This is a genomic window from Burkholderia alba (assembly GCF_034721475.1).
Taxonomy (GTDB): domain Bacteria; phylum Pseudomonadota; class Gammaproteobacteria; order Burkholderiales; family Burkholderiaceae; genus Burkholderia; species Burkholderia alba.
The window spans coordinates 204010-215810 of record NZ_JAWJWL010000004.1; the positions used below are offsets into that span (position 1 = coordinate 204010).

Genomic DNA, 11801 nt, shown 5'->3' on the forward strand with positions numbered 1-11801 from the left:
CGATGCGCTTGCGCGCATCGCCGTTTTTTCATGGCCTCGCCATCCGTGACGCGGTCACGGTGCCGAATCGATCACCTTGAAGCGCGCCCGCTTCTGCGCGCGGATCAGCGACTGGTAGACGTCGACATACTGCTGCGCCATCCGGCGGGACGTGAAGCGCTCCTCGAAGCGCTGCCGCACCCGCGCGCGCGGCAGCGTGTGCAGACGGTTCACCGCCGCCACCGCGCCGATCTCGTCCTCGACGATGAAGCCCGACACGCCCTCTTCCAGCACTTCCGGCACCGCCCCGCGATTGAACGCGATCACCGGGGTGCCGCACGCCATCGCCTCGATCATCACCAGCCCGAAAGGCTCCGGCCAGTCGATCGGAAACAGCAGCGCATGCGCGCCCGACAGGAATTCCGCCTTCTGATGGTCGGCGATCTCGCCGATGAATTCGACGTGCGGCAGCGCGAACAGCGGCTTGATCTGGCGTTCGAAGTACTCCTCGTCCGCCGCGTCGATCTTCGCGGCGATCCGGATCGGCATCCCGCAGCGCTGCGCGATGCGGATCGCGCGGTCGACCCGCTTCTCCGGCGAGATGCGGCCGAGGAAAGCCAGATACTTCTGCTCGACGGGCTGCGGCGTATACAGCGTGTCGGGCAGCCCGTGATAGACGGTCGTCAGCCACTTGGCCTGCGGCAGCGGCTGGCGCTGCGCATTCGAGATCGAGATCACGGGCGCCGTATTGAACGTATCGAACACCGGCTGCTGCTCGGGCAGATCGAGACGGCCGTGCAGCGTCGTCACGAACGGCGTGTCCTGCCGCTTGAACACCGAGAACGAGTAGTAATCCATATGGAAATGCAGCACGTCGAAGTCGTTCGCGCGACGGGCGACCGTTTCCATCAACAGCATGTGCGGCGCGATCCGGTCGCGAATCGACACGTCGAGCCGCAGCGCGCGCGGCCATACCGCTTCGAGCTTCGCGCGGGTCTGCGAATCGCCGCTCGCGAACAGCGTGACATCGTGGCCCAGGTCAACCAGCGCTTCCGTGATGTACGACACCACGCGCTCCGTCCCGCCGTACAGCTTCGGCGGCACCGACTCGGTCAAGGGGGCGATCTGCGCAATTCTCATGGGGAGGATCTCCAATGGCGGCCGGGGAAACGATGCGGCATGCCGCCGTCCCGCCGGTTCGAATAGCTCATTATTAGCGATTGCCGCGCCGCTCAGCGGTGCGATTGCATTTTCTGGGGCTTGTTACACACGGGATACATCCGGTCGCCCGCTTGCCGCATGGCTCGCGGGCGACCCGCCGGCGCCGCTTCGCGCGCCTCGCCGCGCCTCGCCACGGCATCCGTGCGACATCGCGTGTCCGACCCGCAGCGGCCTATTCTCGCGCGTTGCGCCGCCGCGCGCCATGCCCGGATACCCGGGGCCGTGCCGTTACCGCGCCGGCCACTTCCACGGCGGCAGGTCATGGCCGTGCTCACCGGCGATCCGGGTCGCGCCCAGTTCCTTCTCGAGCACGATCGAATGGCTGTCCGGCTCGCGCTCGAGCGACGCGATCAGGCGCGCGGCGTGCGACACCACGATCACCTGCGACCGCTCGGCCGCGTGCGCGATCAGACGGCCCAACGCGGGCAGCAAGTCCGGATGCAGGCTCGTTTCCGGTTCGTTCAGCACCAGCAGCGCCGGCGGACGCGGCGTCAGCAACGCCGCCGCGAGCAGCAGATAGCGCAGCGTGCCGTCCGACAGCTCCGCGACGCTCAGCGGCCGCAGCAATCCATGCTGGCGCATCAGCAGTTCGAAGCGGCCGCGCTTGCCCGGATTGTCGATCTCGATCGTCGCGCCGGGAAACGCGTCGTCGATCGTCGCGTCGAGTGCCCCGCCGTCGCCGATTTCCCGGATCGTCTGCAGCGCCGCGGCCAGATCCGCGCCGTCGTCGGCGAGCACCGGCGTATGCGTGCCGATGTGCGACAGGCGCGCGGGCGCGGCGGCATCGGTCCGGAAGTGATCGTAGAAGCGCCACGAGCGGATCCGCTCGCGCACCGCGATCATCTCGGGCGCCGTGGTCGGATCGACGAACTCGGTAAGCATGCTGTCGAAGCTCGCGACCGGCTGCGGCACGGTGTGCCAGTCGCCCGCCGCGGTGCGCGCGCGAATCTGCGAGCCGTGCCGGTCGACCAGCAGCGCCGACGGCCGCAGCATCGGCCCGCTCCAGATGCATTCGCGTTTCACCACCGGATCGAAATTGAACGCCGACTCGCCCGGCACCGGCATCCCGAGGTCGATCGCATAGCCGAAGTCGTCGCACGCGAAACCGAGCTTCAGGCTCACCGGATCCCGGCGGACCGTGCCCTGCACCGGCTCCGTACCCGCCAGCATGCCGCGCGAGAAACGCTCCGGCCCCGCCCATAGGGTCGACGGCAGGCCGCCCTCGCGCGCGAGCGACGGAATCACGCGCCCCTGCGCGGTCTCGGCAAGCAGGCGCAGCGAACGGTACACGCTCGACTTGCCGCTGCCGTTCGGCCCGGTGATCACATTCAGCGCCGCAAGCGGCACGATCAGCTCACGCAGCGAACGGTAGTTGGCGATGGCCAGTGCGGAAACATGCGACATGGGTGTCAGGGATAAGAAGAGCAACGGTCGTCGAAGCGCGCCCCGGGCCGCGCGGGCTTCAGCGCAGTCAGGCGGGCGGCTCGGACACGGTCGGGTCGGCGGCGGTATTGGCTGCCGTGCTGGCCGCCGCGCGCGCTACGCCGAATGCGGGCTCGCGCGGCGGCGCGTCGGCTTGCCCCGCATGCGTGAACAGTTCCGCGCGCGCACGCGGCAGGCACTGCGGATAGTGCTGCTGGATGAACGCGATCAGCCCTTCCCGCACCCGGCAGCGCAAATCCCATGCAAGCGACGAATCGCGCGCGCTCACCAGCGCCCGCAACTGCATGGCGCGCTCCGTGGCATCCGTCACCTGCAGCACCTGTACCCGGCCGTCCCATTCGGGCGCGGCGGCGACGATGCGCGCAAGCTCCTCGCGCACCGGCGCGAGCGGCAGCGCATAGTCGACGAACAGGAACACGGTGCCGATGATCTCGGCGTTGTTGCGAGTCCAGTTCGCGAACGGATTCTCGATGAACCATTGCAGCGGCACCACGAGCCGCCGCTGATCCCACAACCGCACCGACACGTAGGTGCCGGTGATTTCCTCGATACGCCCCCACTCGCCCTGGATCACGACCACGTCGTCGAGCCGGATCGGCTGCGACAACGCGATCTGCAGCCCGGCGATCAGGTTGCCCAGCACCGGCCGCGCGGCGATACCGGCAACCAGCCCCGCGACCCCGGCCGATGCCAGCAGGCTCGCGCCCACTTGCCGCACGTTCGGGAAGGTCATCAGCGCCGCGCCGGTACCGACGATCACGATGATCACCATCACGGTCCGGGCCAGCACGCGCGCCTGCGTGTGGACGCGGCGCGCCTGCAGGTTGTCGGGCGTGTCGAGCGGATGCGCCTGCACGATCGCCTCGGCGACGGCCGCCGCGACCCGCACCAGCAGCCAGGTCAGCGAGGCGATCAGCCCGACCGCGGCGAACGAGCGCAGCCCGCCCGCGAACGGCAGCGCGTCGGCGACCTGCAGCCACAGGAATTCAAGCGCGAGGAACGCGAACACGGCCAGCGACGGCTTGTCGATGTAGCGCACGATCGCGTACGTGACCGGGTAGGGCCGCGCAAGACGCCGCACGACCCGCGCGCCGATCCGGTGCAGGCCCGCCGCGACGAGCAGCACGAGCGCGGACACGAGCAGCGTGCCGAGCCAGGTATGAAGCGGCGCATCGGCGATGCTCCGCAGGTCGTCGAGCGTGATCATGAGTGCCGTGGCTGCGTCAGGAAGACGAAGAACGGGAGTGAGCCCCACCGGGAGCGCCGCGCCCCGGCCCGGGCCCCGCGGCGGGACGGCGGATCAGTTGCCGCCCCGGCAGGGGAAAGCCTTGCCGAGCCCGAGCGATACCGCCGTGCTCGCGTTGTAGTCGCCCAGCTTCGGATTTTCCGCGATGTACTTGCGCACCGCGTCGGTCATCTGCTGCGCCTTGATATCCGCCGGCAGGCAGAAATACTGCCCGACTCTCGGCCCGGTCGTGCCGCCGATCGCATCGATGGTGTTGTAGACGCCATCCGCCGCGCCTTCGATATAGGCGGCGCACGAAGCCCGCGACTTGACGTCGGTCTTCGCGCACAGCTTGTCGAGGTCGCCGCCGGTAAAGGCAGCCGCCGTCAACGGCACGGCGAGCGCGGCGGCACAAAACATAGCCCGCAACATTGGTGTTCCTTATCTCAAAACGGCGTCGATCCGCCGCTGCTACAACGAACGGCGCGACCCTGGGCCGCGCCGAAAACCGTCATTTTGCACTCTTTTGCGCATCGGCCGGCGTTCCCGCGCCAATCCGCACCGTCCGCTTCGACAGGATCTCGATCGCGTCGGGCGCCTTGTAGTGCTTCGCGAAGTCGAGCGCGGTGATGCCGAGTTGGTTCTTCAGCGCCGGATCCGCGCCCTGGTCGAGCAGCAGCGTGACCGTCGTCGGATGGTTGCCGCGCGCGGCCATCATCAGCGGCGTCGTGCCGTTCGGCGAACCGGCATCGATGTACGCGGACTTGTCGAGCAGCAGCTTCACGACGTCGTCGTTGCCGTTGGTCGCCGCGTAGTGCAGCGGCGACCAGCCTTTCTTGCTTACCTCGGCGCCCTTGTCGATCAAGAGCTTCGCGAGCCCCAGATCGCCGTTCAGCGCCGCCAGCATCAGTGCGTTCTCGCCCGCCGCGTCCTGCTTTTCGAGATCGACGTTCGGGGCCGCCGCGAGCGCCGCCGCGACCTTGTCCGATTTCTCGCGCGCGGCGATCACGAGCAGCGGATCGCCCTTTTCGTCGGTCGTGTTCGGATCGAGGCCGTTCTTCAGTTGCTTCGAGATGTCCGCGATGTCGTCGAACTTGACCGCCTTCACGATCCCGTTCAGCGATTCCGCGTGCGCCGGCGCGCCGGCGGCGAACAAGCCGCCCGCGACGAGCAGCGAACCGAGCGCTGCGCGCAGCGTGCGTTGTTTCGACAAGTCCTTGATCGATTTCATGTTTTTAGCTCCTACCCTGGTTGTGACTGGGCCGCGACCGCCTTAGCGGGCAATCTTGAACAGCCGGAAAAAGTTCTGCGACGTCGCGGCGGCGAGCGCCTCGTCGGTCATCCCGCGCTGTGCCGCGATAAAGCGTCCGACATAACTCACGTACGCAGGTTCATTCGGCTTGCCCCGATACGGCACCGGCGCGAGGTACGGCGAGTCGGTTTCGATCAGCAGGCGCTCGAGCGGCACGCGCCGGGCGACGTCCTGCACGTCCTCGGCTTTCTTGAACGTGACGATCCCCGACAGCGAGATATGGAAGTCCTGCGCGAGCGCCTGCTCGGCGACCTGCCAAGGCTCGGTGAAGCAGTGCATCACCCCGCCCGGCACGCTCGCGCGCTCCTCGGCCATGATCCGCAGCGTGTCGTCCGACGACGCCCGGGTATGGACGATCAGCGGTTTCATCGTCGCGTGCGCCGCGCGGATGTGGGTGCGAAACCGCTCGCGCTGCCACGCCATGTCGGCAATCGAGCGCCCGTCGAGCCGGTAATAGTCGAGCCCCGTTTCGCCGATCGCGACCACCTTCGGGTGCGCGGCCAGTTCGACCAGTTCGGCGAGCGTCGGCTCCTTCGCGTCCTCGTGATCGGGATGCACGCCGACCGACGCGTAGACGTTGTCGTGCTCGCGGGCGATCGCGAGCACCGAGGGCAGCGTTTCCAGGTCGACCGACACGCACAGCGCATGCGTCACGTCATGCCGGCGCATGTTCTCGAGCACTTGCGGCAGCCGGTCGGCCAGCCCGTCGAAATTGATATGGCAGTGAGAATCGACAAACATGGTGAATTCCTGATGACGTCTGCGCGGCGCTCAGCGCGCGGCGCCGATGCGCTTGCCGACGATCACGAGATCGCGCTCCACGCCGTCGAGCACGGCGACGCGCGGCAGCGTTCCCCAGGTCGTGAAACCGTAGCGGGCGAACAGTTTGAGGCTCGGCGCGTTGTGGCCGAAGATGAAGCCGAGCGCGGTATCGATTTGCAGCGCGGGCGCCTTCGCGAGCGCCGCCTCGAGCAGCCGACTGCCAAGCCCCCGGCCGCGCGCGGCTTCGTCGAGATAGATGCTGATCTCGCTCGAATGCCGGTACGCGGGGCGGCCGTAGAAATCGGAGAAGCTGAGCCACGCGATCACGCGCCCCGCGTCCTCGACCACCCACAGCGGACGCGTGTCCGGGCGATGCGCGTCGAACCACGCGCGGCGGCTCTCGACGGTGACGGGTTCGGTGTCGGCCGTCACCTGGCGGGACGCGACCGTCGAATTGTAGATCGCGACGATCGCCGGCAGGTCGTCGAGGGTGGCGTCACGGGTTGAAAGCGTCATGATGTCCATCTGAAAGAAAGCCTGCGGCCATCACGCGAACAGGTCGCGATAGCCGAGAAAAAGTTCTTCGAACACGAGCCGCGCGCTGAGCGGATGATTTTCCACCGCCCGCTGACGCGTGACCGTCTTCATGAATCGGGCGAGGCCGTTCGCTTCGAGCGCCTGCGCGCAGCGCGCGAGCGCGAGCGCGTGATCGGGAAAATAGCGCGGCGTGTCGGCCATCCGCTGCGCGAGCAGATCGTAGAGCCAGCGCTGCAGCCAGCCGAGCACGAGCGGCACGGGCAGCTTCTGCAGCGTCTCGCCGCACGCGAACGGATCGCAGCCGCCGCCCGCGGCGAGCTGCGCGAGCGTCCAGTCGCGCAGCGGCCGGTTCTCGTCGCTCGCGAGCGCGAGCGCGGCGAGCGGCGCGCCGCCCGCCTCGGCCAGCAGCGCGGGCGCGTCGCTCACGCCCTGCGCCGCCAGCCACGCGATCGCCTCGGCCGGCGCGGGCGCCGTCATCGGCCACTGCCGGCAGCGACTGATGATGGTCGGCAACAGCCGGTCGACGCGCGCCGACACGAGCAGGAACACGACGCCGGCGGACGGCTCCTCCAGCGTCTTCAGCAGCGCGTTGGCGGCGGCCATGTTGAGCGCCTCGGCCGGATACAGCACGACGACGCGCGCGCCGCCGCGATGCGAGCCGATGCCGCAGAAATCGAGCAGCGCCCGCACTTGCTCGATCTTGATTTCCTTGCTGGGCGCGCGAGTCTTCTTGCCGCCGTCGTCCGCGTCGGCGGCCTTCGGCTCGTCGGCCAGCGCCGCCGCGAACGCCTCGCCCGCGAGCGCTTCGGGCAGCACGACCCGGTAGTCAGGATGATTGCCCTGCGCGAACCACGTGCAGGCCGCGCAGGTGCCGCACGGCTCGCCGTTCGCGAGCGGCGCCTCGCACAGGAAGCCCTGCGCGACGTGCTGCGCGAAGCGCAGCTTGCCGATGCCCGCCTGACCATGCAGCAGCAGCGCATGCGGCCAGTGCGCGCGCAGCGCCTGCAGGCGGTTCCAGTCGTCGGTTTGCCACGGATAGATCATGGGTGCGTCATTCCTTCGTTACAGCGAAGCCAGCACGCCTTCGAGACGCGTCTGGATCTGCGCAATCGTTTCGGTCGAATCGACGATCACGAAGCGGTACGGCGCTTCCTCCGCGCGGCGCAGGTATTCGGCGCGGGTACGGGAGAAGAACGCGTCGGACTCGCTCTCGAACTTGTCGGGCATCCGCACCGCGCCGCGCCGCTCGCTCGCGACCTGGGGCGGCACGTCGAACAGGATCGTCAGGTCCGGCTGGAAGCCGCCCTGCACCCAGCGCTCGAGCGCTTCGAGCTTGTCGCGCGGCAGGCCGCGCCCGCCGCCCTGGTACGCGAAGGTCGCGTCGCTGAAACGGTCGGACACGACCCAGTCGCCGCGCGCGAGCGCCGGCTCGATCACCAGCGCGAGGTGCTCGCGCCGTCCGGCGAACATCAGCAACGCCTCGGTCTCGAGGTCCATCGGCTGGTTCAGCAGGATCCCCCGCAGCGTTTCGCCGAGCGTCGTGCCGCCCGGTTCGCGCGTGACGACGACGTGCCGCCCGCCCGGCGCCAGCTTCGCGTCGAGCCGTTCGCAGAACCATTTCAGGTGGGTGGTCTTGCCCGCACCGTCGATGCCCTCGAACGTGATGAATTTTCCGCGCGCCATCTCTATTGCCCTCGTATGTATTTGTCTACGGCTTTGTTGTGATCCCCCAGCGTGTCGGAAAAGACGCTCGTGCCGTCGCCCTTTGCAACGAAATAGAGCGCCGTCGTCGGCGCGGGATTCACGGCGGCCTGCAATGCCGCCGCGCCGGGTAGCGCGATCGGCGTCGGGGGCAGCCCGCGGCGCGTATAGGTATTGTAAGGAGTGTCGGCCTGCAAATCGCGCTTGCGCAAGTGGCCGTCGTAGGCGTCGCCCATCCCGTAGATGACGGTGGGGTCGGTCTGCAGCGGCATGCCGATGCGCAACCGGTTCGCGAATACCGCGGCCACGAACGCGCGATCCGCCGCATGGCCGGTTTCTTTCTCGACGATCGACGCGATCGTCAGCATTTCGTAAGGCGTTTGATACGGCAGGCCGGGCGCGCGCATCGTCCATGCTTCGTCGATGCGCGACTGCATCAGCCGGTACGCGCGCCGGTAGATGTTCAGATCGCTCGTGCCCTTGTCGAACAGGTAGGTATCCGGAAAGAACAGCCCCTCGCCGCTGCCGCGCGCGACCTCGCCGTCGGACGCGCCGATCGCCCGCAGCAGATCGGCGTCGTTCATGCCCGCGCTCGCGTGCCGCAGCGCCGGATTCGCGTCCAGCTCGGCGCGCATCCGCTTGAACGTCCATCCTTCGATCACCGTCGCGACGAATTCGTTCACGTCGCCGCGTGCAATCTTCTGCAGCACCTCGTAAGGGGTGACGCCGGTCTTGAATTCGTAATTGCCCGACTTCAGCTGGCTCGACAGTCGCAACAGGCGGGTGAGCGCGACGAACAACTGCGGCTCGACCGGCACGCCGCCCCGTTTCAGTTGCAGGGCCACGCTGCGCACGCTGCTGCGCGGCTTGATCGTGACGTCGAGCGACGCGGCGGACAACAGCAGCGGCCGGGTCGCCCAGTAATAGCCGCCGCCCGCAAGCGCGGCGGCCAAAACGACGGCCAGCGCCGCAAGCGCGGCGCATTTCTTCAGTAGGGACATGCGGAACGGGACTCAGATAGACCCCATATAATACAAGCTCGTCTCTGCCAAAGTCAGGATTGACTCTTCCCTCATTCCATGAGCACACCGATTGTCCCGGCGGCCGCTTCCGCCGCCGCCCCCGCTGCGCTTGCCCCGCTGCCCCGCCCGTCCGCCGCCGACTTCGATGCCGTGCTCAACGGCGGTGCATATATGCTACTGCCGCAGTTCGGCATCATCGATGTCGCGGGCGCCGACGCCGCGACCTTCCTGCACAGCCAACTGACGAGCGACATCGAACATCTCGACGCCGGCACCGCCCGGCTCGCCGGCTACTGCTCGCCGAAGGGCCGCCTGCTGGCGTCGTTTCTCGCCTGGCGCGCCGGCCCAGACGTACGCCTGCTGGTGTCGAAGGACGTGCAGCCGGCCGCGCAAAAGCGGCTGTCGATGTTCGTGCTGCGCGCGAAGGCGAAGCTGACCGACGCCGGCGACACGCTCGCCGCCGTGGGCTTCGCCGGCGATGTGCGCGACGCGCTGTCGACCGTGTTCGACGCGCTGCCGGACGGCGTGCATACCAAAGTCGACGGCCCGGCGGGCGCGCTGATCCGGCTGCCCGACGCGGCCGGCCGCGCGCGCTATCTGTGGGTCGGTCCGCGCGCCGACGTCGACGCCCGGCTCGCGGCGCTCGAGGGCAGGCTGCCGCGCGTGTCGCCGGCCGTCTGGGACTGGCTCGACGTGCGCGCGGCGGAACCGCGCATCACGCAGCCCGTCGTCGAGCAGTTCGTCCCGCAAATGATCAATTTCGACGTGATCGGCGGGATCAATTTCCGCAAGGGCTGCTATCCCGGCCAGGAAATCGTCGCGCGCAGCCAGTACCGCGGCACGATCAAGCGCCGCACCTCGCTCGCGCACGTCGCGGGTGAAACCGGTACCGTGCGCGCCGGGGTCGAAATCTTCCACTCGGCGGATCCCGGCCAGCCGTGCGGGATGATCGTCAATGCGGCGGCCGCGCCCGAAGGCGGCGTCGATCTGCTCGTCGAGATCAAGCTGGCGGCGCTCGATCAGGGCACGGTGCACCTGGCGGCGCCCGACGGCCCCGTGCTGCAATTCCTGCCGCTGCCCTACGCACTGCCCACCGAGAGCTGATCCGGCGTGCTATCGTCTGCCGCAAGCCGCGCGATGCGCGGCCGCTTCGCTTCGCACGCACCCAGCAAGGAACCGCCCGATGTGCCTGATCGTATTCGACTGGCAGCCCGAGGCCGATAACGGCTCGATCCTGACGCTCACCGCCAACCGCGACGAATTCTTCCGCCGCACGAGCGCGCCGGTGTCCTGGTGGGAGGATGTGCCCGGCGTGCTGGCCGGCCGGGATCTCGAAGGCGGCGGCACCTGGTTCGGGGTATCGCGCGACGGCCGCTTCGCCGCGCTCACCAACTATCGTGCGCCGTTCGACATCCGCGCGGGCGCGCCGACGCGCGGCCGCCTCGTGTCCGGTTTCCTCGGCGGCACGCCGGTCGCGCCGCGCGACTACCTTGCGCACGTGGCCGAAACGGCCGCGCTCTACAACGGCTTCAACCTGCTGGTCGGCGATTGCATCCGGCGCGAGCTGGCGTGGTACTGCAACCGCCCCGCGGAATCGCAAACCTCGCCCGACGCCCCCGCGCTCGTCACGCCCGGCATGCACGGGCTGTCGAACGCCCGGCTCGACACACCGTGGCCGAAACTCGTCCACAAACGCAGCGAACTCGGCACGCTGCTCACCTACGAAGCCGCCCCGCCGCTCGACGTCCTGATCGACATGATGCGCGACCCCCTCACCGCGGACGACGACGTGCTGCCGCATACGGGCATCCCGATCGAACGGGAGCGCGCGCTCTCCGCCGCCTTCATCGAAACGCCCGAGTACGGCTCGCGCGGCACGACCGCGCTGCGGGTCGCGATCAAGGAAGGCGCCCGGCTCACGGTCGACATCAAGGAGCGCTGCGACGACGACGGCTCGCACCGGATCGTGCGCCCCGGCGCATTCGAGCGCGCCATGACGTTCGATATCGACGTCGCCGCCCGCCGCTAGCCGGCCCGGCGACGCGCGGCGCGAGCGATGCCGGCCTCTAGAGCTCGCGCGCCATTTCGATATGCGCGATGCCCGCTTCCTCGAACGGCTCGCCGACGATCCGGAATCCGCGCCGCAAATAGAACATCACCGCGCGCGGCTGCGCGTACAGCCGCACCAGCGCATCGCCGCGCGACTTCGCCTCCGCGAGCAGCGCATCGAGGACGTTCGAGCCCGCGCCGCGGCCCCGCGCATCGGCCAGCACCGACACCCGGCCGATCGCCCCCGTCGGCAGCAGCCGCCCGGTCGCGATCGCGCGCCGCTCGTGCGCCGCTCCGGCGATCAGGTAGGCGACGACATGGCGCGCGTCGAGATCGTCGTCGTCGAGCGCCAGTTCGGCGGGAATCCGCTGCTCGCGCACGAACACCGCATCGCGGATCCGCGATGCGTCGCCGCCCAGCCGGGCCCAGTCGCCGGTTTCCACTACGATCCTGTCCATATGCCCGCGTCCTCTCGCATGTCGTGCCCGGGCAACGGCCGTCAGTCGGGGTCGAATGCCGAGCGAAGCGCCGCCGCCGCCGCGGCATGCGC

Annotated in this window: 13 protein-coding genes; 2 read left to right on the forward strand and 11 right to left on the reverse strand. The window is 68.8% G+C overall.

Annotated features, from left to right (window positions below; translation table 11 throughout):
- Positions 1-54: 54 nt before the first annotated feature.
- From RZR99_RS05945 to mltG, 10 genes are all read right to left on the reverse strand, one after another.
- The gene (locus tag RZR99_RS05945) at positions 55-1119 is read right to left on the reverse strand and encodes a glycosyltransferase family 4 protein (protein ID WP_323118815.1); all 1065 of its coding nucleotides are present in this window, start codon (positions 1117-1119) and stop codon (positions 55-57) included.
- 309 nt (positions 1120-1428) lie between these two features.
- Positions 1429-2604, reverse strand: a complete 1176-nt coding sequence (locus RZR99_RS05950; protein WP_323118816.1) for an AAA family ATPase — start codon at positions 2602-2604, stop codon at positions 1429-1431.
- 67 nt (positions 2605-2671) lie between these two features.
- Complete coding sequence (locus RZR99_RS05955) at positions 2672-3850, reverse strand: mechanosensitive ion channel family protein (protein WP_323118817.1); 1179 nt, start codon at positions 3848-3850, stop codon at positions 2672-2674.
- Between the two features lie 93 nt (positions 3851-3943).
- Entirely contained in the window at positions 3944-4300 is a 357-nt protein-coding gene (locus RZR99_RS05960) for a Rap1a/Tai family immunity protein (RefSeq protein WP_323118818.1), read from the reverse strand.
- A gap of 79 nt (positions 4301-4379) precedes the next feature.
- Positions 4380-5099 carry an ankyrin repeat domain-containing protein gene (locus RZR99_RS05965; protein WP_323118819.1) on the reverse strand — a complete coding sequence of 240 codons (720 nt, stop codon included), beginning with the start codon at positions 5097-5099 and terminating at the stop codon, positions 4380-4382.
- A gap of 42 nt (positions 5100-5141) precedes the next feature.
- Positions 5142-5921: a TatD family hydrolase gene (locus RZR99_RS05970; RefSeq protein WP_323118820.1), complete on the reverse strand. Its 780-nt coding sequence runs from the start codon at positions 5919-5921 to the stop codon at positions 5142-5144.
- A 30-nt stretch (positions 5922-5951) separates the two neighbouring features.
- Complete coding sequence (locus RZR99_RS05975) at positions 5952-6458, reverse strand: GNAT family N-acetyltransferase (RefSeq protein WP_407655406.1); 507 nt, start codon at positions 6456-6458, stop codon at positions 5952-5954.
- Between the two features lie 30 nt (positions 6459-6488).
- Entirely contained in the window at positions 6489-7523 is a 1035-nt protein-coding gene (locus RZR99_RS05980; protein ID WP_323118821.1) for a DNA polymerase III subunit delta', read from the reverse strand.
- Positions 7524-7541: 18 nt separating this feature from the next.
- Positions 7542-8162, reverse strand: coding sequence for a dTMP kinase (gene tmk, locus RZR99_RS05985; protein ID WP_323118822.1), 621 nt, complete (start codon positions 8160-8162; stop codon positions 7542-7544).
- Positions 8163-8164: 2 nt separating this feature from the next.
- Complete coding sequence (mltG, locus tag RZR99_RS05990) at positions 8165-9181, reverse strand: endolytic transglycosylase MltG (protein WP_323118823.1); 1017 nt, start codon at positions 9179-9181, stop codon at positions 8165-8167.
- A 78-nt stretch (positions 9182-9259) separates the two neighbouring features.
- Between mltG and ygfZ the strand changes: the two genes are divergently transcribed.
- Complete coding sequence (ygfZ, locus tag RZR99_RS05995) at positions 9260-10306, forward strand: CAF17-like 4Fe-4S cluster assembly/insertion protein YgfZ (protein WP_323118824.1); 1047 nt, start codon at positions 9260-9262, stop codon at positions 10304-10306.
- Between the two features lie 79 nt (positions 10307-10385).
- The gene (locus tag RZR99_RS06000) at positions 10386-11231 is read left to right on the forward strand and encodes an NRDE family protein (RefSeq protein ID WP_323118825.1); all 846 of its coding nucleotides are present in this window, start codon (positions 10386-10388) and stop codon (positions 11229-11231) included.
- 37 nt (positions 11232-11268) lie between these two features.
- Here the strand turns inward: RZR99_RS06000 and RZR99_RS06005 are convergent, their stop codons facing one another.
- Positions 11269-11709, reverse strand: coding sequence for a GNAT family N-acetyltransferase (locus RZR99_RS06005; protein ID WP_323118826.1), 441 nt, complete (start codon positions 11707-11709; stop codon positions 11269-11271).
- Positions 11710-11801: the final 92 nt, after the last annotated feature.